We start from the raw sequence: 19,972 nt of genomic DNA on the forward strand, positions 1-19,972 counted from the left end.
TTAAAATTTCCCAGTGATGAATATCATCCCACCGTATGCTTTTCGCTTCCTAATAAACCTTGTTGGTCTATTCTGTGACAATTTGATAAAGCTCTTCATCACTTTGTGCGGAGCGTAGTTGGCGGCATAAATTTTTATCCGCTAACTGTTTGGCAATTAAAGACAGTGTGTGTAAATGTTCCTTGCACTGTGTTGCAGGAACGAGTAATGCGAACAACAAATCAACAGGTTGATTATCAATAGCGTCGAAAGCAATAGGTTCATTTAGGCGAAGAAACACACCAACAACCCGGTCTGCTTCGTCACTTTCAATACGTCCATGAGGGATAGCCAAACCACCACCAATCCCTGTTGTACCCACTTTTTCGCGAGTCAGTAATGCTTCAAATATCAGCGTTTCTGGTAAATTAAGCTCTGTAGCCGCTAATTCACTGATAATTTCCAAAGCGCGTTTTTTACTCGTGCAATGTACATCGTTATGGGTACACGTCAGAGAAAGCACGTCACTAATCTTCATTTTTGTATCGTTGTTCATTGTCTTATTCACTTAGACCAGCAAACCAGATGCCACAAAGTGACATCTGGTTTTTTGTTACTGATTAATTAGGCGCTGTTTTTTAATATGGCAAACGCAGCGTAAACAACGCAGTAACATTGCCGATTGTATCCCCATTTTACAATGGGAAATGAATTAATGTTGTCTCAGTTTATCTTTGTGTTTGGTTAATTGACGAGCCAGTTTATCCATTAATCCATCAATTGCTGCATACATATCGTCTGCTTCTGCAGAGGCATGTAGTTCACCGCCATTAACTTGAATGGTCGCTTCCGCGATTTTATTCACTTTCTCGACTTTCAGGATAACCTGAATGTTGTTAATTTTGTCAAAGAACTGAGGTAATTTAGCGCTTTTTGCTTTTACAGTGTCACGCAGAGCATCGGTTAATTCAATATTATGACCAGTGATTTGAAGTTCCATAGTGTCTTCCTTCTCAATTATGCTCAAACTAACTCTTTACGTTGGTTTGATGGCGGGATGGATAATGACTCTCTATATTTCGCAACAGTTCGTCGAGCAACTTGTATTCCAAGCTCAGCGAGCATATTTGCCAGTTTACTATCACTTAGTGGTTTCGCTGGGTTTTCTGCTGCGATTAGTTTCTTCACTAAAGCCCGGATTGCTGTTGAAGAGGCTTCGCCTCCGCTATCAGTATTCACATGGCTTGAGAAAAAATACTTCAATTCGAAAATTCCTCTCGGACAATGCAGAAACTTCTGTGTTGTCACGCGAGAAATAGTAGATTCATGCATTTCAACCTGTTCAGCAATATCTGCTAGAACCAACGGTTTCATATGCTCATCACCTAATTCGAAAAATGCCTGCTGTGTGTCAACAATGCAATGAGCGACTTTTAATAATGTCTCATTACGACTTTCTAAACTTTTTATCAGCCATTTGGCTTCTTGTAAATTATCACGAATAAATTTTCCATCGCTCTCGTTTTGAGCAGATTGCCCAAATGCGGCATAGGTCTCATTTATTCGTAAGCGAGGAATGCTATCTGTATTTAACTCAACTTGCCAGTGTTCACCTGATTTTTTTACCAGTACATCTGGAATAACGTACTCAGATTCACCCGTATCAATGCTAAGTCCCGGCTTTGGGTCGAGAGATTGAATGATATTAATAACAGATTTTAGCGTCTCTTCTCGCAATTTTGTTTGACGCATAAGTTGGCGAAAATCGCGATTACCTAATAATTCTAAATGGTGTTCGATAATCAGCTTCGTCTCTTTAATATAAGGCGTGTCAGCTGCAAAAGCAGAAAGCTGAATTAATAAGCACTCCTTTAGATCACGAGCAGCGACACCGATAGGATCAAATCGTTGAACACGCTTTAATACCGCTTCGATCTCATCAAGCTCTAACTCATCATCGCCCATTCCAGACAATATGTCATCAGCTGAAATAGTTAAATAACCAGTTTCATCAACAGCATCTATAATGGCGATAGCGATAGCTCTGTCTGTCTCTGTAAACGGTGTTAAGTCAGCCTGCCAAGTCAGATAATCTTGCAGTGATGCGGTGGTTTCACCTTGATAAATGGGTAACTCATCATCACCATAATCATTACTTGTACCTGATGGTGTGCCTGCGGTATATATTTCTTCCCATTGCGTATCTAAGGGAAGATCTTCAGGCATATCATTTTGTTCTAACGCATCAAGGGTATCGAGTTCTGGCGCTTCATGTTCGCTTTCGTTGTCGTTGCTATTTTCAACTCGGTTATCAGAGAGATTATCAGTGTAATCTTCATCATTTTGGTTGAGATCTTCATTATCGTCATCTTGTTCAAGAAGAGGGTTCGATTCAAGCGCTTGCTGAATTTCTTGTTGCAATTCAAGCGTAGAAAGTTGCAACAAACGGATAGCCTGTTGTAGCTGTGGCGTCATCGCCAATTGCTGACTAAGACGAAGTTGCAGACTTTGTTTCATAGTGATGCGATGAATCCTTTAATGTTGTCATCCTTGGCTTAGCAAAAAGCGAAATTAAGGATTAAAGACGGAAGCCTTCACCCAAATAAACGCGTTTAACTTGCTCATTTTCAAGAATTTCTTCTGGTGAACCGTGAGCAATAAGGTGACCTTGACTGACGATATAGGCACGTTCACAAACATCTAAGGTTTCACGAACATTATGGTCAGTGATAAGAACACCCAAACCATAATCGCGCAGATGCTGGATTATCTTCTTGATATCTAATACCGAAATTGGGTCAACACCAGCAAAAGGTTCATCTAATAAAATAAATTTAGGATTTGCTGCTAATGCACGAGCAATCTCAACACGGCGACGTTCACCACCAGATAAGGATTGACCTAAACTATTACGTAAATGGCTGACGTTGAACTCTTCGAGCAGCTCTTCAGCACGATCTTTACGTTGCTCAGCTGTTAGATCATGGCGGATCTCTAAGATAGCCATAATGTTGTCATAAACACTTAAGCGCCTAAAAATAGACGCTTCTTGTGGTAAATAGCCGATGCCTTTTCGTGCGCGTTCGTGCAGAGGTAATAAAGTGATATCTTCATCATCAATGGTGATGCAACCTGCATCGCGGGCAACAATGCCCACAACCATATAGAATGTGGTTGTTTTACCGGCACCATTTGGACCAAGTAAACCCACGATCTCACCAGAGTTAACATTCAGGCTAACATCACCAACAACGGTGCGCCCTTTGTATGCTTTTGCTAAATTTTCAGCTTTTAACAGCGCCATAAAGTGTTACTTACCTTTGTTATTCACACCAGGACCTTTCTCTTGCAACTGAGAAGGCAGCAGAACAGTGGTAACTTGTTTACCCTTGTTACTAAACGCTTCCATTTGCTGAGTCGGTACATGGTAGGTGATTTTGTCACCAGTAATATTACTGTCTAACTGTTCTAAATAGGCTTTACCCGTTAATGTCATGAACTCTTTGTCCATTTCATAGGTCATTTTATCACCACGACCTTTGATAGGTTTGCCATCATCTTGTAATTGATAGAACGTAACAGGATTACCAAAAGCTTCAATGACGATTTTATTGGAATCACCACCAGGACGTGTGACAACCACTTTATCAGCACGAATATCGATAGATCCTTGTTTGATTACAACATTTTGTGTGAATGTAGTGACATTCTTTTCCAGATCAAGTGATTGTTTCTCTGAGTTAACAACAATTTTTTGTTGAGTATCATCTTTAAGCGCCATTGCAGGGATGCTTATTGATAATAGTGCACCGATAATCAGTGAGTTACGGATTTTTTGATTCATTAGGGATCTCATAATAGGTGTTCACCTGTTCAATCAGCTCTGCTTGTTTATTACGCAGATTGCCTCGCATTTTTAAGCCGACTGATTTCAGTCCGACGCCAATAATAGTCACTTCATCATCAGAGGAAACATCCTGTGTGTCCAGATTAGCGATAGCATTTTCTGTGCTGATCCGCTGCAATTGCGAATCAGGAGATAAGCTATCAATTTGAACATCGCCATAAAGATAGAGCATTTTACTGTTGGTTAGCTTCGCCTTATTTGCGCGAACAGTCCATGTTGCTTCTCCTGTCGGTGAGTAAGTGGTTAAGACAGGGTTAGTAAACCATGTAAACTTTTGCTGAGCATAGTTTTTAACGTCATCAGCAACCAGTTTATATCCCAGTAAACCTGTTGGTTCATAAACAAAGGATACCGATGATTTAGATTGATAAGTCGGTTGCCCGTCATCAACAATGTCACCATCACCGAATTCAGTGTTATTTGTAAAGTTCCAGCCTATTAACCCAAGAGCAATAATGGCGAGAAACAGGGTAAACCAGGATTTTAATTTATTCATTCTGTATCGTTATACGTTTTAAATCGAAAGACCTTTAGCTTCTTCAAGCTGACCTTGTGCTAAAAGTATTAAATCACAAATTTCGCGTACTGCACCACGACCACCCGCGATACGAGTGACATAGTTAGCGCGAGGTATCAGTAATGGATGCGCATCAGCAACAGCAACAGAAAGCCCGACTTTCTCCATTACAGGTAAATCAATTAAGTCATCACCAATATAAGCGGTTTGCTCTGGTTTAAGGCTCAGTGTATCTAACAGTTGTTGATACGCCAAAAGCTTATTATGCTGACCTTGGTAAAGATATGTAATGCCAAGGGTTTTAGCTCGGTCTTCTAGCAATTTGGATTGACGTCCTGTAATGATAGCGACCTCAATACCCGAAGTAAGCAAGCAACGAATGCCATAGCCATCACGGACATTAAAGGCTTTTAACTCTTCGCCGTTATTGCCCATATAAATTAACCCGTCAGACATCACACCATCAACATCGCAAATCAGCAATTGGACTTTTTCTGCTTTTTTGATTATTTGCTCGCTTACAGCACCATAGCAGGTCTCTATCATTGTATTCATTTTTATCCTTACCAGCTAATGACAAGCTTATACTACACCTGCTTGTAATAAATCATGCATATGTAAAACACCTAACAGAATATCACTATTAGGTTCGGTCACTAAGAGAGAAGTGATATGTTTCGCCTGCATTAAATTCAGAGCCTCTACGGCTAAACAATCAGGACGAATACGAACGCCCCCTTTGGTCATTACATCTGAGATTTTTGCATTATTTAAGTCGATGCCTAAATCAAAAATACGACGTAAATCACCGTCTGTAAAAATCCCGTTAATCAACATATTATCATCACAGATAACAGTCATACCTAATTTTTTACGGGTTATTTCAACAAGGGCTTCTCGTAAAGAGGCATTTTTTGTAACGCGAGGAATATCATCTTCTTTATTCATTAAATCACTGACATGTAACAGTAATTTACGACCTAAAGCACCACCAGGATGAGAAAGTGCAAAGTCTTCAGCAGTAAAGCCTCTTGCTCGTAATAGAGCGATGGCTAATGCGTCACCCATCACTAATGTTGCCGTAGTGCTCGTTGTTGGTGCAAGACCTAAAGGACACGCTTCTTGAGGAACTTTAATACAAAGATGAATATCAGATGCTTTTCCCATGGTACTTTGTGGGCTGCGAGTCATACAAATTAAAAGGATCTGTTTACGTTTTAGTACCGGAATTAATGACAGTATTTCGCTTGATTCACCAGAGTTTGAAATCGCAAGAACAATGTCTTTTTCTGTCACCATACCTAAATCACCGTGACTTGCTTCACCGGGATGAACAAAAAAAGAAGGTGTACCTGTACTGGCAAACGTAGCGGCAATTTTGTGTCCTATATGACCTGATTTTCCCATCCCCATTACGACAACTCTACCTTGGCAACTAAAAATCTTTTTACAAGCAAGGGTAAAATCGTCGTTGATGTATTGCTCTAATTCAGCTAATCCTTCACGTTCAATATGAAGGACTTTTTTACCTGCTTGCTGAAAATCAAACTCAGTCATTTTTTTGTACCATTTATTTTAGGTTAAGAGAGAATGTGCGACGCACAACACCGTAATATAAATAATAAAGCAAACTAATAAGAATATACCTTTTCCTCGGTTAAGGCGCTGTTTTCGCCCTAATGAGAAGATGCCAAAGAGTAAACTGGCAGCCACAAGTACTGCAAAACTGAAGTAAAATGCGTCAACATTAAAAGTATTTGGTGAAAGTAATGCTGGCATACCAAGCACAAAAGTGAGATTAAAAATATTAGCCCCAATAATATTACCTAATGCTAACTCATTTTCTCGTCTTAGGGCGGCAACAATTGTAGTGGCTAATTCAGGTAAACTTGTTCCTATCGATAGCAAGGTTAGCCCAACAAAGAAACCACTAATTTGATATTGTTGCGTTAAAATAAAGGCATTATCAATAATCATTCTTGTTGCAACAGGGATGATAAGTAAAGCGATAACAACCCAGAACAGGGCAACCGAATTACGCGGGTTAGTTTGTAATTCAAATCGGCTTAACGTCTCTAATGGTAAAACATAACGCGTTTGTGTCAGTGTTTTATGCATCATTCTTATCATTAAATAAATAGAAGAAAAACCAATAAAAAAGAGTAAGGTGCCTTCTCGTAATCCTAAATTACCGCTAGAAACCACTATGCCAGCAAGTAAGATGACTATAATCATCAATGGAAACTCTTTTTTCAATACTGCCGATTGGATATTCATGGGGTAAATCATGGCACCAATACCTGCAATTAGAAGCAGATTAGTCAGCGCAGAACCAATAGCAGTACCAATAGCGATATCGGGTAAGTTATGAACAGCAGCATCAGCAGAAACAAAGAGTTCAGGCAATGATGTTCCAGTACCAACAATTAAAACACCAATGACAGCAGGTGGGATCTTTAACGATTGCGCAAAAACTGAAGCGCCATAAACTAGTCTATCTGAAGCGTAGACGAGTAACATCAACCCAAAAATCAGTAAAGACAAAGTAAGCAACATGCCATTAGTTTTCCAAAAATGAACGAAAGATAAAGAAAAAACCAATAAGACAGAGCTAATAAAAAACATAATTGTCAAAAGGTTTTGCTAATAAGCCATATTTTGACTAGCCGAGCACGAAAAGTAAAATTAACCGCGCAATAAATTGCTAAATAGTGGTGATTTCTTTGTAACATAGGTAATGACCTGCCAAAATAGCGTAAAAATTCGTTTATGCAGACAGGCTTAAGGATGTTTTATTCATGAACGCACAAACAGACAATTTAATTGAAGTGCGCAATATGAACTTTACTCGTGGTAGTAGGAAAATCTTTTCAGAGATTAATCTTGTGGTGCCAAAGGGTAAAGTGACAGCGATTATGGGGCCTTCAGGGATTGGTAAAACCACGTTATTACGTTTAATGGGAGGACAAATTCTTCCTGATAGTGGTGAAATTTGGTTTGATGGCGATAATATTCCGGCTTTATCTCGTTCTGCGTTATATCACGCAAGAAAAAAAATGAGTATGCTTTTTCAGTCTGGTGCACTGTTCACAGATATGAATGTGTTTGAAAATGTGGCATTTCCGCTAAGAGAACATACGAATTTACCTGAATCATTAATCCGTACAACGGTAATGATGAAGTTAGAAGCGGTTGGTTTACGAGGGGCTGCAAGTTTAATGCCTTCGGAATTATCGGGTGGTATGGCGCGTAGAGCCGCATTAGCAAGGGCGATAGCACTTGATCCTGAATTGATCATGTTTGATGAGCCATTTGTAGGGCAAGACCCGATTACAATGGGTGTGTTAGTGAAGCTGATTGATGAGCTAAATCATGCACTTGGTGTCACTTGTGTTGTGGTCTCTCATGATGTGCCCGAAGTTCTGAGTATTGCTGACTATGCCTATATTATCGCTGAGCAGAAAATCATTGCTCAAGGAAGTGCAAAAGAGCTACAGGAAAATCCTAATCGACAAGTCAGACAATTTTTGGATGGCATTGCTGATGGACCTGTTCCTTTCCGTTTTCCTGCTGGTGATTATCAGGATGACCTATTAGGACGAGGAAATTAGTACGTGGGTAATTTATTAGCACGCATAGGCGCTAGAGCGTTAGAAGTTTGTGCGACATTCGGTAGAGCGGGTTTTATGCTATTCCGAGCTCTCTTTGGTAAGCCAGAATTTCGTAAGCAGTCGCCATTATTAATGAAGCAACTGTACAACGTGGGTGTTCAGTCGCTACTGATCATCATGGTATCTGGTTTATTTATTGGTATGGTGCTTGGTTTACAAGGTTATCTTGTTTTAACCACGTTTAGTGCTGAAGCCAGCCTTGGGATGATGGTCGCACTGTCATTACTGCGAGAGTTAGGTCCTGTTGTTACAGCACTACTTTTTGCCGGACGAGCAGGCTCAGCATTGACAGCTGAAATTGGTTTAATGAAAGCCACTGAACAAATTTCAAGCTTAGAAATGATGGCAGTCGATCCACTAAGACGTATCGTTGCTCCTCGTTTTTGGGCGGGTTTAATTAGTATGCCGTTACTCTCACTGATTTTTGTTGCGGTGGGTATTTGGGGTGGCGCTATTGTTGGTGTTGATTGGAAAGGGATCGACGAAGGCTTTTTCTGGGCATCTATGCAAGGTGCTGTTGAATGGCGATTAGATTTAGTGAATTGCTTTATTAAGAGTGTCGTTTTCGCCATTACAGTCACTTGGATAGCACTCTTTAATGGGTACGACGCAATCCCAACATCGGAAGGGATTAGCAGAGCAACAACACGTACCGTTGTTCATTCATCGCTAGCGGTATTGGGTTTAGATTTTGTGCTAACAGCACTGATGTTTGGGAACTAAGTCATGCAAAGTAAAAAAGTTGAAATTTGGGTCGGACTATTTGTTTTAATTGCATTAGCAGCAATTACCTTTCTCTGTTTAAAAGTTGCAGATATCAAAGAGATGGGTAATCAGCCGACTTATCGTGTTTATGCAAGCTTTGGTAATATTGGTGGGTTAAAAGAGCGTTCACCTGTTAAAATTGGTGGTGTGGTGATTGGTCGTGTTTCGGCAATTACATTAAAAGAAGAGAGTGAAGGCAACTATCGCCCTGAAGTTGAACTGGATATTTTGAATATTTATCAACATATTCCAGACAGCAGTTCACTCTCTATCCGTACCTCCGGTTTGTTAGGCGAGCAATTTTTAGCACTTAACCTGGGCTTTTATGACGAAGAGCTAGGATCTGATTTTCTAAAAGAGGGTGGCAGAATTGAAAATACTAATTCAGCCATGGTGTTAGAAGATTTAATTGGTCAGTTCCTCTATAAAACCGGTGATGGAGATGGTTCAGCAAAATCTGACACTGAACCAACAACAGAACACCCAGCATTACCTTAATTTTTAATTCAAATAGGATGTTTAATTAGCGGTTTTACAATAGACATCCTATTTATTGATAAAATATCCCGAGGGGAAGCGAGATTATGTTTAAGCGCTTATTGATGGTCGCATTATTAGTAATAACACCTTTTGCTATGGCAGTTGATAAAACCAACCCTTACGCATTGATGGATGACGCGGCACAAAAAACATTTGATAGATTAAAAAGTGAACAGCCTGAAATTCGTAAAAACCCTGAGTTTTTACGTCAAATTGTTCAGCAAGAATTATTACCTTATGTGCATATCAAATATGCAGGTGCTTTGGTATTAGGTCCATATTATAAAAATGCGACACCAGCACAGCGTGATGCTTACTTTACTGAATTTGAGGCTTATCTTGCTCAAGTTTATGGTCAAGCTTTAGCGATGTACGAAGGTCAAGAATATCGTATCGAACCGGCAAAACCATTTGCAGATAAAACCACACTGGCAATCCGTGTCACGATTATTGATAAAAATGGTCGTCCACCAGTGCGTCTTGATTTTCAATGGCGTAAAAATAGTAAAACAGGTGAATGGCAGGCTTACGACATGATTGCTGAAGGCGTTAGCATGATCACCACAAAACAGAATGAGTGGTCTGATATTTTAAGTGCGAAAGGTGTCGATGGCTTAACTAAACAGTTAGCAATTAGTGCAAAAACACCAATTACACTTGAAGAGAAAAAATAATATGTCAGCTTTGCTAAACTGGGAAAAAAAGGGCGATATTCTCTATTTCCAAGGTGTCTTGGATCGTGAAACTTTATTGCCTGTTTGGCAGCAGCGTAAGACGTTGTTAGCAGATTTAAATTCTATTGATGTCTCTGCATTAAACCACATTGATTCTACGGGATTAGCCTTGTTTGTGCATCTTAAGGTGGAAGTAGAAACGCAAAACCGTCATTTAAATATTCAAGGTGCCACAGAGCGTTTTCGAACATTGATTACACTCTATGATCTTGATGAAATTATGAATATTGCTTAGTTTTATTTTTTGCCATAAGCAATAAAAAGCCCCCTTCGTGATACTTTTATCATTAAGGGGGTTTTTCGTGGTTTAAGAGTAGGACGGATTCTATTAGGATAGACGACTGATTATTATTTTAACGTTGAGATTGAGCAATTATGGATACAAATGAAATCAAACAAGTATTAATGGACAGCTTGTCTTTAGATGAGGTCATCGTTAACGGTGATGGTAGTCATTTTCAGGTCGTAGTTGTTGGCGCAATGTTTGAGGGAATGAGCAGAGTGAAACAGCAACAAACCATTTATGCGCCTTTGATGGAATATATTGCGGATAATCGTATTCACGCTTTGTCTATTAAAGCCTATACACCTGAAGAGTGGAAGAGAGATCGCAAGCTCAACGGGCTTTGATGAAGTAGATATACAGCGTACAGCAAAATAAAAAAGAGAGTTCTACAGATGGATAAATTTAGAGTACAAGGACCAACCTGTTTATCAGGCGAGGTCACTATTTCAGGCGCAAAAAATGCCGCATTACCAATCCTGTTCGCTGCGATCCTTGCTGAAGAGCCAGTAGAATTAACCAATGTGCCTGAGCTAAAAGATATCGATACAACGATTAAGTTGCTTAATCGCTTAGGTACTAAAATTGAACGTAACGGCTCTGTTTTTGTTGATGCTCGTAGCATTGATGAATTTTGTGCTCCTTATGATTTAGTCAAAACAATGCGTGCTTCTATTTGGGCATTAGGTCCATTGGTGGCGCGTTTTGGTCAGGGGCAAGTTTCACTGCCTGGTGGTTGTGCTATTGGTGCTCGTCCTGTTGATCTGCATATCACAGGTTTAGAGCAATTAGGCGCTGAAATCACCCTTGATGAAGGTTATGTAAAAGCGCGCGTTGATGGTCGCTTAAAAGGCGCTCATATCGTAATGGATAAAGTCAGTGTTGGTGCAACAATTACCATTATGACTGCGGCGGTATTAGCTGAAGGTAAAACCATCATTGAAAACGCAGCAAGAGAGCCAGAGATTGAAGATACGGCTAACTTCTTAAATACGCTAGGCGCAAAAATAAGTGGTGCAGGTACAGACAGTATTACTATTGAAGGTGTCGAGCGCCTTGGTGGCGGTACTTATCAAATTCTGCCAGACCGTATTGAAACAGGAACTTTCCTGGTTGCCGCGGCTGTTTCGCGTGGCAAAGTTGTGTGTCGTAATGCAAAACCAGATACGCTTGATGCGGTATTGGCAAAATTACGTGAAGCAGGTGCTGATATTGAAGTGGGTGAAGATTGGATAAGCCTTGATATGCATGGCAAACGTCCTAAAGCGGTAACATTGCGTACTGCGCCACATCCTGGTTTCCCTACTGATATGCAAGCACAATTTAGCTTACTCAACTTAGTTGCTGAAGGTGCTGGAATGATCACTGAGACGATTTTTGAAAACCGTTTTATGCATATTCCTGAGCTTATTCGAATGGGTGCTCACGCTGAGATAGAAAGTAATACCGTGTTATGTCATGGTGTTGAAAAACTGTCTGGAGCACAAGTAATGGCAACAGACTTAAGAGCATCAGCAAGTTTAGTATTGGCTGGCTGTATTGCTGAAGGCACAACTATTGTTGACCGTATCTATCATATTGATCGCGGTTATGAGCATATCGAAGCTAAGTTACAAGGTTTAGGGGCTAAAATTGAACGTTTAAGTTCAAGTGACGCTGAATAAGTAATTTATCTTATTTGCTTTATACTCTATTAAATTAAAACCGTAGCGTTGTATTTGCTGCGGTTTTTTTATTATCTAATCATTTAATAATAAAGAGTAATTTGAGAATAGGAAAATTCATAAGGTATTTACTTTTGCGCGCGATACATTAAAGAAAGCATGTTTAATTATTTTATTGAAATAATCATACTAATCATCTTCAATAAGAGCGGTATTTAGTCACTGTAATGAGTAATAACAGACTGTTTATCATCATAAAAGGAATGAATTAATATGCAAGTAACAAGGAAACAAGAACGCGTTATTCGTAGCGCGCTCGATGAGTGGCAAACATCGGGCATATTATCGACCGAGGAGCACCAAAAATTAGCTGACACTTTGCAAGGTGTTCTTTTTGATTGGAAACGCTTAAGTCGCTATGCATTTTGGACCGCAATTGTATGTTTAATTATCGCGGTTGGTAGTATTTTTAGCGATAGTGCATTGGTCTATTATCTTATTGAACTGTTTAGTTTTTCTGAAATTATGCGCGTTATCTCACCTGCTGTTATTGCTTCAATACTCTATTTCTGGGGCTTTAAACGCCAAAGGAACGAGGTAAGGTGGCACTATAGTACTGAATTTATTCTATTTATTGGTGTGATGTTTACAGCACTTTTCCTTTGGCAACTGGGTGAGTTATTAGATAACGGTAGTGGTCATGTTGCACCTCTATTTTTAGTTGGGTGTGTGATTTATGGTGTTGTTGGTTTTATTAGTCGCTCTTCATTAGTTTGGCTATTTTTCCTCTTAATGTTAGGTAGTTGGTTTGGTGCTGAAACGGGCTATATGTCGGGTTGGGGCGCTTACTGGTTAGGGATGAACTATCCTATTCGTTTTGTTTTTTTTGGTAGTGGATTATTAGCCGCCTGCTATTTTTTACGAAATTTACTGGTTCATCGCCGATTATTTACCATGAGTAAAATTATGGGGCTTACTTATCTATTTATTGCATTATGGATAATGTCTATTTTTGGTAACTATGATCCAGATATTTGGTACTACACTTCAAGTGTGAACTTATTACCTTGGGCACTATTATTTGGTGTAGTGGCGGTTGCTTGTATTTATATTAGTTTAAAAACAGATGATGGAATGCTTAGAGGTTTTGGACTCACGTTCCTTGGTATTAACTTATATACCCGCTTTTTTGAATATTTTTGGAATAGCTTACACAGTGCCATTTTCTTTGCTATTTTAGCTATTTCATTAATTATGATTGGTCGAAAAGCAGAAAAGATTTGGCATGGTATTGATAATAACAGCTTGATTAATATCGATAATTCAGATAAATCAAGTAAAGAGTAATGCCCTTTTAGTTAATGATTGTGATAGGAGTTGATATCCATGGAAAAGCGAAGTTGTCATCTTCCTTTAGCAGTAAGCTGTATCGCTTGTCACTATTTAGTTTTTAAAGATAAGGATGAAGCATTTTTTGAAATATGCCCAGTGTGTGGCTGGCAAAATGATGGTACAAAAGAGGGCGAATACAGCGGTTGTAATTACAGTACATTAGCGGATTACCGGCAAGCAGAGCAATTTGAACAACGCTGTTTACAAGGTGCTACCTTTTATATGAAAACGCCCTATTAGCAGGTAAACTGACCTCAGGTTATAGGGCGTTTTTTGAGTTACGACTCAGGCTGATATTCAGAAATGGTTACATCAAGATTAATTTCTTTGCCATCACGTAATAGCGTGACAGGTAACACTGTATTTGGACGTGTTTCTGCAATGTAATCCATCATCTCCATTGCAGAAACTGCTGGTGCATGATTAATACTAAGAATGATATCGTCTGTTTTTATGCCGGCTTTATCTGCGGGGCTATTAGGGCTAATACGGAAGATCCGTAATCCTTGAATTTGCTTAATATCTGTATTTGAAGAGCGAATTTTTGGTAACTCTTTGGCTGTAATGCCAATAAAACCACGGATCACTCGACCATCGCGGATAAGTTTATTCATTATTTTAACGGCAAGTTCAGTGGGAATAGCAAACCCCAAACCCTCTGCACTTGGGCGATAACCATTATAAGTGCCAGAATCAAACGTCATCGTATTAATACCCACCAACTCACCTTCAGTATTAATTAAGGCACCACCAGAATTACCTTCGTTTATTGACGCATCAGTTTGTAGAAAGTTTTGGTAACGAGTAGGGCTAAGTCCAACTCGTCCTGTGGCACTAATAATACCTTGAGTAATGGTTTGCCCTATATTAAAAGGGTTACCAATCGCTAAAACAACATCACCGACATGAGAGATCCTTTTACTATTTATCGGGATCGTAGGGAGGTTTTCGGCATCAATTTTTAATACGGCGAGATCAGTTAAAGGATCAGAACCAATTAACAACCCTTCATATAGATCACCATTTTGCAATGCGACAATGATTTGATCTGCATTATTAATCACATGCTGATTTGTTAAGACATAGCCTCTGCCATCCATAATAACACCCGCACCTAGTGAGGTTAGTTCTCGACCTTCCTGAGAGAAACTCCCCATGGTACTGCTATAGACGTTAACAACAGCCGGTGCAGCTCGCCGCACTGCTTTATTGTAACTAAATGGAGCATTTAGAAAGTCGCCATTGAGTAAATGCTCAATAAAAATAGGGCGAATAGAGGGTACCGCAACCAAGAGAATGGCAGCTGTTAAAATACCAATCAAGGTAGATCGCAGTAGCTTAGTTAACATAAAAATCCTATATTTATGTTTGATTGGGAGATTATTTGTACAAGTGGAGCGAGAATATCATAGTTTGGCTTATGAAAGGATATGCCAGCGCATAATTTCCCTATTCGCTCCAATAGAGTGATAAAAAAAGCCCTATAACAGAAAAGATTATAGGGCGTAAGGAAACAAACAAAGTATATGAAAAGCGAATTAATTAGCGTGGTGTATTACGTAGTAAAAGATAAATTTCTTCATTACCACGTTGAATATTTAATGCCAGTACGGGTGGTTTTGCATCAATGGTTTTACGTAAGTCACCTAATGATTCAATACGAGTATTGTTAATACCAATAATTAGATCACCTTTTTGTAAACCAGACATAGCCGCAGGGGAGTCTTTCTCAACGGAATCTACTACAACACCTTTCGCTTGTTTATTTACATAGTTACTAAGCGTTGCACCTTGCAGTGCCGGAGAGAAGTTATCGGCGCGAGTGGCATCAGCTGACTGTTTTTCCAATGTTACTTTGACATCCATTGGCTTACCTTGGCGGATTAAACCAATTAGGATTTCTTTACCTGGCGGTGTTGTGCCAACTTTGGCTCTTAATTCTGCAAAGCTATTGATACGTTTACCATCGACAGAAATAAGCACGTCGCCGGGTTTGATACCTGCTTTAGCTGCGGATGATTCTGGTAGCACCTCACTAACAAAAGCACCACGCTGTGCATCGATATTAAAAGATTTCGCGAGGTCGGCATTCATTTCTGCGCCGCGAATACCTAAGATGCCACGCTTAACTTCACCATGAGCAATAAGTTGTTGGCTTAAGTCACGCGCCATATTACTTGGGATAGCAAAGCCGATACCGATATTGCCACCACCCGGTGCTAAGATTGCAGTGTTAATACCAATTAACTCACCATTGAGATTAACTAAAGCACCACCAGAGTTACCACGGTTAATAGATGCATCGGTTTGAATGAAGTTTTCGAGTCCTTCAAGATTTAAACCACTACGACCAAGAGCTGAAATAATACCAGAGGTCGCAGTTTGACCTAAACCAAATGGATTACCCACCGCCACTGCAAAATCACCCACACGAAGTTTGTCTGAATCTGCCATTTTAATCGCCGTTAAATTGACGGGTTTTTCGATTTGAAGCAGAGCGATATCAGTTTGCGGATCGCTACCGATTAATTTAGCCGTGAACTCTCGTCCATCATTAATTTGCAGCTGAATTTTATCTGCGCTATCGATAACATGATTATTCGTTAATACATAACCTTTTTGTGCATCAATGATAACGCCAGAACCTAATCCCTCAAAAGGGCGAGTACTTTGTTGCTGAGATGGGAAATTAGGACCAAAGAAAAATTTAAACTCTTCTGGAACTTGCTGGTTTTGTACACGAGTACCAGAAACATGCACGCTAACAACGGCTGGCAATACTTGCTCTAGCATTGGCGCAAGACTTGGTAACTCTTGACCAGAAGGCATTACAGCAGGAAGCGCTGCCATGCTGGTCGCTGGAATTGTTGATAGTGAAAGTCCAACACTCATAGCAAGTGCGCTAAGTAATAATTTTCTTTTTTTAGTCAACATGAATTAGGGTCTCTTGATAAAGTTTATCAAAATAATATTGAGTGCCCAATTTGGGCTCGATGTCACTAAGACCTGTACTAACAAAGGAAAGTTCACTGAGAGAAGGTGAGCATCACTTCCTTTTACATGGATTTACAAGACAACAGTTATCTTTAAAACAGGAGTAAATTATTGCTGCATCTATACACTTATTTAGAAAGAAAAACGCCGCAAGGTTTTTGACGTTGCGGCGTTTTAATATTAACTGTCTTTTTTCTCGGTAGGTCTGAACAATCCAGAAGCACCTTCAGAATAATCACGAGGCGGCATCTTTATTGGGGATTGGTCGTTAGCCGCTTCAGATTCACTTAACCGATAGTTAAATGGATTATCTTGTACTGGCATATCAGGCATTAACTCATTGGAGCTTTTTGCCATGTGCTGATAAAGCTGACGGTAATCTTTCGCCATATTATCTAAAAGTTCTGCACTTCTCGCAAAGTGGCTAACAAGCTCATTGCGATAAGTATCGAGCTCTTCTTTTTTAGTATCTAATTCTGCTTTTATAGCATCTTGTTGGCGAAGGGTGCTATTACCGTAACGCATTGCGAGCGCGCCGATAATTAGACCAACAACTAATCCGATCAGTGCATAAACCCAAACCATGGCAACTCCTTTTCATCTAATAGTGAGGACGATGGATTCTTATAACATCATAACCACTAAAAGGCATGAGTGGAATAATATCCTTAAGCTTAATATGAAATTCATGTGTTACGTCGATGTTAAATCAACTATTAATGCTTATAATAGAGCAATTCTAGAGACTATAATCAGCATGTAATAAATTTAAGGAAGAGGCATTCATGACTGTTAGTACGCCGTTATCTCTTTATGAAGCTGCATTAAAACAGGGTGATTACCAACCTGATGACGTTCAACGACAAACGGTTATCCATCTTCAACAGATATACCATGCATTACTAAAACCAACTGTGCCAGAAAAAAATACCTTAACTCAGCGCTTATTTGGTTGTTTTCGTCGTAAGAAAGAGCAAGTCGTGCCTGAACGTGGTTTATATATGTGGGGTGGGGTGGGGCGAGGTAAAACATGGTTGATGGATATGTTTTATCAAAGTTTGCCAACAGAAAGAAAACTTCGCCTACATTTTCATCGTTTTATGCTACGAGTTCAAGATGAATTAAAAGCATTGCAAGGACAAGAAAATCCCCTAGATATTGTTGCTGATGGTTTCAAAACACAAACTGATGTGCTGTGTTTCGATGAGTTTTTTGTCTCTGATATCACTGACGCAATGATTTTAGGAACGCTACTTGAAGCCTTATTTGCACGAGGTATAACGCTGGTGGCAACATCAAACATTCCACCAGATAATCTTTACCGTAATGGATTACAACGAGCTCGCTTTTTACCTGCAATTGAACAAATCAAAACACATTGCGATATTTTAAATGTTGATGCTGGTATTGATTATCGTCTGCGTACTCTCACGCAAGCTCATCTTTTTTTATCACCACTAACAGATAAAAATAGACAAGAGATGGATAGAATTTTTAATAACTTAGCTAGCCATGAAGCGCAATCAGAACAAACAATAACGATTAATCATCGACCAATGAAGATAAGAAAATCCGCTAATGGTGTGTTAGCTGTCAATTTTTCTACACTCTGTATGGACGCGCGTAGCCAGTTAGATTACATAGAGTTATCAAAACGCTATCACACTGTTTTAATTTATAAAATGGTGCAAATGGATACGAGAAATGAAGATGCAGCACGCCGCTTTTTAGCCTTGGTTGACGAGTTTTATGAACGCAAAGTGAAGCTGATTATTAATGCTGATATCGCCATGAATGATATTTATCAGGGAAGCTTCTTACGTTTTGAATATCAGCGTTGTTTATCTCGCTTACAAGAGATGCAAAGTGAAGCATATTTAATAGAGCCTCATCTTGCTTAATTCTTGAAGAAAGTCATCTTTTACTATGTTAGGATGACACCCGTTGAGTAGCATGGTGCTATTTCTACATAAAAGTAAGAAGTACTAAGCTACTAGCAAACGCTTTGGAAAGGGACAATTCTTCTCTTCAGGTGGCATTGATTTTAATTGTTGGATTAGTTAGCTCAGAAAATTACGTGAAATTGACCACTAAAGTGGATTTGATAAAAAAGAATTCAATTGTATTCAATTATAACTCGATTTTTCTTTCTGACTTCTCTATAATCTTGCGACCCCACGTTGCAGCAAGTTTTTTATTTCCCAAAAAACTCGCATTTTAGAGTCAGCAGTGCTACTCGAAGGGGTAGGTTTGCTGGACACAAGAGTCGCGTGAACCTCAATAGTAATTGAACCGAGCGTTCACCAACGTGTAACTAAACATTGGGTAATTTTCAATAATGAAAACTTTTACAGCTAAACCAGAAACCGTAAAACGCGACTGGTACGTTGTTGATGCAGACGGCAAAACTTTAGGCCGTTTAGCAACTGAAATCGCTAGCCGCCTGCGCGGTAAGCACAAAGCAGAATACACTCCGCACGTTGATACCGGTGATTACATCATCGTTTTAAACGCTGAAAAAGTAGCGGTAACTGGTCATAAGCGTACTGACAAAGTTTACTACCGTCATACTGGTCACGTAGGTGGTATCAAACAAGCGACTTTCGAAGAGATGATCGCCCGTAGTCCTGAGCGTGTAATCGAAATCGCGGTAAAAGGCATGCTGCCAAAAGGGCCTCTGGGTCGTGCGATGTATCGTAAACTGAAAGTTTACGCAGGATCTGAGCACAACCACGCGGCACAACAACCGCAAGTTCTGGACATTTAATCGGGATATTAGGCAATGGCTGATAATCAATACTACGGCACAGGTCGCCGCAAAAGTTCTTCCGCACGTGTCTTCATTAAGCCAGGTAGCGGTAATATCGTAATCAACAAACGTAGCCTAGAAGTTTACTTCGGCCGCGAAACAGCGCGTATGGTTGTTCGTCAACCGCTGGAATTAGTTGATATGCTGGGCAAATTAGATTTATACATCACTGTTAAAGGTGGTGGTATTTCTGGTCAAGCAGGTGCGATCCGTCACGGTATCACTCGTGCACTGATGGAGTACGATGAGACTCTTCGTTCTGATCTGCGTAAAGCTGGTTTCGTTACCCGTGATGCGCGTTCTGTTGAACGTAAGAAAGTGGGTCTGCGTAAAGCACGTCGTCGTCCACAGTTCTCAAAACGTTAATTTGTTATCTTTTCGATATCAATTTGATGTTGAAACCCGTCTTCACAGGCGGGTTTTTTTATTTTTACTGTTTTACGAATGTCAGCTTTATGAATGTTAGCTTTGTGATCTTAAATTTGTGAATTGTCAGCTGTTAACTGTATGAAAATAAATTAATTCTATGTATTAATACCGTAATAGTGTTAATTCAGATAATAGGCAAGTGCTAATTTGAATCAAAAAGCACTATTTTTAGCTTAAAACTCTTAATAAAATTTATTTTTGATATTATATTCTTTGTTTTGGAATAGTATGACATATTCTATTGAATTATTTGCATGAGTCACCCTAAGTAACATGAAATCTGATAGA

24 protein-coding genes are annotated in these 19,972 nt (G+C 39.5%); 12 read left to right on the forward strand and 12 right to left on the reverse strand.

All coding sequences use genetic code 11. The annotated features are described in order from the left end of the window. Positions 1-67: 67 nt before the first annotated feature. From ptsN to ABN099_RS03700, 9 genes are all read right to left on the reverse strand, one after another. Positions 68-535, reverse strand: coding sequence for a PTS IIA-like nitrogen regulatory protein PtsN (gene ptsN, locus ABN099_RS03660; RefSeq protein WP_349462341.1), 468 nt, complete (start codon positions 533-535; stop codon positions 68-70). Positions 536-691: 156 nt separating this feature from the next. Further along, the gene (hpf, locus tag ABN099_RS03665) at positions 692-979 is read right to left on the reverse strand and encodes a ribosome hibernation promoting factor (protein ID WP_064718870.1); all 288 of its coding nucleotides are present in this window, start codon (positions 977-979) and stop codon (positions 692-694) included. A 23-nt stretch (positions 980-1,002) separates the two neighbouring features. Next, the gene (gene rpoN, locus ABN099_RS03670; protein WP_349462342.1) at positions 1,003-2,496 is read right to left on the reverse strand and encodes an RNA polymerase factor sigma-54; all 1,494 of its coding nucleotides are present in this window, start codon (positions 2,494-2,496) and stop codon (positions 1,003-1,005) included. Between the two features lie 61 nt (positions 2,497-2,557). Next, a complete protein-coding gene (gene lptB / locus ABN099_RS03675) occupies positions 2,558-3,283 on the reverse strand; it encodes an LPS export ABC transporter ATP-binding protein (protein ID WP_349462343.1) in 726 nt (241 codons plus the stop codon). Positions 3,284-3,289: 6 nt separating this feature from the next. After that, positions 3,290-3,823, reverse strand: coding sequence for a lipopolysaccharide ABC transporter substrate-binding protein LptA (lptA, locus tag ABN099_RS03680; protein WP_349462344.1), 534 nt, complete (start codon positions 3,821-3,823; stop codon positions 3,290-3,292). Beyond that, on the reverse strand, positions 3,804-4,382 hold the full coding sequence (gene lptC / locus ABN099_RS03685; RefSeq protein WP_349462345.1) for an LPS export ABC transporter periplasmic protein LptC: 579 nt from the start codon (positions 4,380-4,382) through the stop codon (positions 3,804-3,806). Before lptC ends, lptA begins: the two co-directional genes overlap by 20 nt. Positions 4,383-4,400: 18 nt before the next feature. Beyond that, positions 4,401-4,958, reverse strand: a complete 558-nt coding sequence (gene kdsC, locus ABN099_RS03690; RefSeq protein ID WP_349462346.1) for a 3-deoxy-manno-octulosonate-8-phosphatase KdsC — start codon at positions 4,956-4,958, stop codon at positions 4,401-4,403. Positions 4,959-4,985: 27 nt separating this feature from the next. Then, a complete protein-coding gene (gene kdsD, locus ABN099_RS03695; RefSeq protein ID WP_349462347.1) occupies positions 4,986-5,960 on the reverse strand; it encodes an arabinose-5-phosphate isomerase KdsD in 975 nt (324 codons plus the stop codon). Between the two features lie 18 nt (positions 5,961-5,978). After that, entirely contained in the window at positions 5,979-6,959 is a 981-nt protein-coding gene (locus ABN099_RS03700; RefSeq protein ID WP_349462348.1) for a calcium/sodium antiporter, read from the reverse strand. A 242-nt stretch (positions 6,960-7,201) separates the two neighbouring features. On the opposite strand from ABN099_RS03700, the gene mlaF reads away from it, so the two are divergent. The 9 genes from mlaF (at position 7,202) to ABN099_RS03745 (ending at position 13,692) form a co-directional block, all read left to right on the forward strand. Then, positions 7,202-8,014 (forward strand): phospholipid ABC transporter ATP-binding protein MlaF, encoded by an 813-nt coding sequence (gene mlaF, locus ABN099_RS03705; RefSeq protein ID WP_349462349.1) that lies wholly within the window; start codon positions 7,202-7,204, stop codon positions 8,012-8,014. Positions 8,015-8,017: 3 nt separating this feature from the next. Further along, the gene (mlaE, locus tag ABN099_RS03710; RefSeq protein WP_349462350.1) at positions 8,018-8,797 is read left to right on the forward strand and encodes a lipid asymmetry maintenance ABC transporter permease subunit MlaE; all 780 of its coding nucleotides are present in this window, start codon (positions 8,018-8,020) and stop codon (positions 8,795-8,797) included. 3 nt (positions 8,798-8,800) lie between these two features. After that, complete coding sequence (gene mlaD, locus ABN099_RS03715) at positions 8,801-9,337, forward strand: outer membrane lipid asymmetry maintenance protein MlaD (RefSeq protein ID WP_349462351.1); 537 nt, start codon at positions 8,801-8,803, stop codon at positions 9,335-9,337. An 86-nt stretch (positions 9,338-9,423) separates the two neighbouring features. After that, positions 9,424-10,053 (forward strand): phospholipid-binding protein MlaC, encoded by a 630-nt coding sequence (gene mlaC / locus ABN099_RS03720; RefSeq protein WP_349462352.1) that lies wholly within the window; start codon positions 9,424-9,426, stop codon positions 10,051-10,053. Between the two features lies 1 nt (position 10,054). Beyond that, a complete protein-coding gene (mlaB, locus tag ABN099_RS03725; protein WP_349462353.1) occupies positions 10,055-10,348 on the forward strand; it encodes a lipid asymmetry maintenance protein MlaB in 294 nt (97 codons plus the stop codon). A 140-nt stretch (positions 10,349-10,488) separates the two neighbouring features. Then, positions 10,489-10,743, forward strand: coding sequence for a BolA family iron metabolism protein IbaG (gene ibaG / locus ABN099_RS03730; protein ID WP_006535338.1), 255 nt, complete (start codon positions 10,489-10,491; stop codon positions 10,741-10,743). A gap of 48 nt (positions 10,744-10,791) precedes the next feature. Further along, a complete protein-coding gene (gene murA, locus ABN099_RS03735) occupies positions 10,792-12,060 on the forward strand; it encodes a UDP-N-acetylglucosamine 1-carboxyvinyltransferase (protein WP_349462354.1) in 1,269 nt (422 codons plus the stop codon). Between the two features lie 273 nt (positions 12,061-12,333). Continuing rightward, a complete protein-coding gene (locus tag ABN099_RS03740) occupies positions 12,334-13,407 on the forward strand; it encodes a DUF2157 domain-containing protein (RefSeq protein WP_349462355.1) in 1,074 nt (357 codons plus the stop codon). Between the two features lie 39 nt (positions 13,408-13,446). Then, positions 13,447-13,692: a CPCC family cysteine-rich protein gene (locus ABN099_RS03745; protein ID WP_349462356.1), complete on the forward strand. Its 246-nt coding sequence runs from the start codon at positions 13,447-13,449 to the stop codon at positions 13,690-13,692. Between the two features lie 38 nt (positions 13,693-13,730). On the opposite strand, the gene degS is transcribed toward ABN099_RS03745, so the two are convergent. From degS to zapG, 3 genes are all read right to left on the reverse strand, one after another. Continuing rightward, positions 13,731-14,801, reverse strand: coding sequence for an outer membrane-stress sensor serine endopeptidase DegS (degS, locus tag ABN099_RS03750; protein WP_349462357.1), 1,071 nt, complete (start codon positions 14,799-14,801; stop codon positions 13,731-13,733). Positions 14,802-14,994: 193 nt separating this feature from the next. Next, positions 14,995-16,386, reverse strand: a complete 1,392-nt coding sequence (gene degQ / locus ABN099_RS03755) for a serine endoprotease DegQ (protein WP_349462358.1) — start codon at positions 16,384-16,386, stop codon at positions 14,995-14,997. Positions 16,387-16,626: 240 nt separating this feature from the next. Next, positions 16,627-17,031 (reverse strand): Z-ring associated protein ZapG, encoded by a 405-nt coding sequence (gene zapG, locus ABN099_RS03760; protein ID WP_129039432.1) that lies wholly within the window; start codon positions 17,029-17,031, stop codon positions 16,627-16,629. Positions 17,032-17,231: 200 nt separating this feature from the next. On the opposite strand from zapG, the gene zapE reads away from it, so the two are divergent. The 3 genes from zapE to rpsI all read left to right on the forward strand — a co-directional run bounded on the left by zapE (position 17,232) and on the right by rpsI (position 19,621). Then, positions 17,232-18,347, forward strand: coding sequence for a cell division protein ZapE (gene zapE, locus ABN099_RS03765; RefSeq protein ID WP_349462359.1), 1,116 nt, complete (start codon positions 17,232-17,234; stop codon positions 18,345-18,347). 437 nt (positions 18,348-18,784) lie between these two features. After that, entirely contained in the window at positions 18,785-19,213 is a 429-nt protein-coding gene (rplM, locus tag ABN099_RS03770) for a 50S ribosomal protein L13 (RefSeq protein WP_006535327.1), read from the forward strand. 15 nt (positions 19,214-19,228) lie between these two features. After that, entirely contained in the window at positions 19,229-19,621 is a 393-nt protein-coding gene (gene rpsI, locus ABN099_RS03775) for a 30S ribosomal protein S9 (RefSeq protein WP_004245284.1), read from the forward strand. Positions 19,622-19,972: the final 351 nt, after the last annotated feature.

This window comes from Proteus hauseri (assembly GCF_040139125.1).
In the GTDB taxonomy this organism is placed as follows: Bacteria; Pseudomonadota; Gammaproteobacteria; order Enterobacterales; family Enterobacteriaceae; genus Proteus; species Proteus hauseri_B.

What these genes read in the sequence shown, in the direction of transcription:
- ptsN (WP_349462341.1), bottom strand. Translation starts at nt 535, where the DNA reads ATGAACAACGATACAAAAATGAAGATTAGTGACGTGCTTTCTCTGACG.
- hpf (WP_064718870.1), bottom strand. Translation starts at nt 979, where the DNA reads ATGGAACTTCAAATCACTGGTCATAATATTGAATTAACCGATGCTCTG.
- rpoN (WP_349462342.1), bottom strand. Translation starts at nt 2,496, where the DNA reads ATGAAACAAAGTCTGCAACTTCGTCTTAGTCAGCAATTGGCGATGACG.
- lptB (WP_349462343.1), bottom strand. Translation starts at nt 3,283, where the DNA reads ATGGCGCTGTTAAAAGCTGAAAATTTAGCAAAAGCATACAAAGGGCGC.
- lptA (WP_349462344.1), bottom strand. Translation starts at nt 3,823, where the DNA reads ATGAATCAAAAAATCCGTAACTCACTGATTATCGGTGCACTATTATCA.
- lptC (WP_349462345.1), bottom strand. Translation starts at nt 4,382, where the DNA reads ATGAATAAATTAAAATCCTGGTTTACCCTGTTTCTCGCCATTATTGCT.
- kdsC (WP_349462346.1), bottom strand. Translation starts at nt 4,958, where the DNA reads ATGAATACAATGATAGAGACCTGCTATGGTGCTGTAAGCGAGCAAATA.
- kdsD (WP_349462347.1), bottom strand. Translation starts at nt 5,960, where the DNA reads ATGACTGAGTTTGATTTTCAGCAAGCAGGTAAAAAAGTCCTTCATATT.
- ABN099_RS03700 (WP_349462348.1), bottom strand. Translation starts at nt 6,959, where the DNA reads ATGTTGCTTACTTTGTCTTTACTGATTTTTGGGTTGATGTTACTCGTC.
- mlaF (WP_349462349.1), top strand. Translation starts at nt 7,202, where the DNA reads ATGAACGCACAAACAGACAATTTAATTGAAGTGCGCAATATGAACTTT.
- mlaD (WP_349462351.1), top strand. Translation starts at nt 8,801, where the DNA reads ATGCAAAGTAAAAAAGTTGAAATTTGGGTCGGACTATTTGTTTTAATT.
- mlaC (WP_349462352.1), top strand. Translation starts at nt 9,424, where the DNA reads ATGTTTAAGCGCTTATTGATGGTCGCATTATTAGTAATAACACCTTTT.
- mlaB (WP_349462353.1), top strand. Translation starts at nt 10,055, where the DNA reads ATGTCAGCTTTGCTAAACTGGGAAAAAAAGGGCGATATTCTCTATTTC.
- ibaG (WP_006535338.1), top strand. Translation starts at nt 10,489, where the DNA reads ATGGATACAAATGAAATCAAACAAGTATTAATGGACAGCTTGTCTTTA.
- murA (WP_349462354.1), top strand. Translation starts at nt 10,792, where the DNA reads ATGGATAAATTTAGAGTACAAGGACCAACCTGTTTATCAGGCGAGGTC.
- ABN099_RS03740 (WP_349462355.1), top strand. Translation starts at nt 12,334, where the DNA reads ATGCAAGTAACAAGGAAACAAGAACGCGTTATTCGTAGCGCGCTCGAT.
- ABN099_RS03745 (WP_349462356.1), top strand. Translation starts at nt 13,447, where the DNA reads ATGGAAAAGCGAAGTTGTCATCTTCCTTTAGCAGTAAGCTGTATCGCT.
- degS (WP_349462357.1), bottom strand. Translation starts at nt 14,801, where the DNA reads ATGTTAACTAAGCTACTGCGATCTACCTTGATTGGTATTTTAACAGCT.
- degQ (WP_349462358.1), bottom strand. Translation starts at nt 16,386, where the DNA reads ATGTTGACTAAAAAAAGAAAATTATTACTTAGCGCACTTGCTATGAGT.
- zapG (WP_129039432.1), bottom strand. Translation starts at nt 17,031, where the DNA reads ATGGTTTGGGTTTATGCACTGATCGGATTAGTTGTTGGTCTAATTATC.
- zapE (WP_349462359.1), top strand. Translation starts at nt 17,232, where the DNA reads ATGACTGTTAGTACGCCGTTATCTCTTTATGAAGCTGCATTAAAACAG.
- rplM (WP_006535327.1), top strand. Translation starts at nt 18,785, where the DNA reads ATGAAAACTTTTACAGCTAAACCAGAAACCGTAAAACGCGACTGGTAC.
- rpsI (WP_004245284.1), top strand. Translation starts at nt 19,229, where the DNA reads ATGGCTGATAATCAATACTACGGCACAGGTCGCCGCAAAAGTTCTTCC.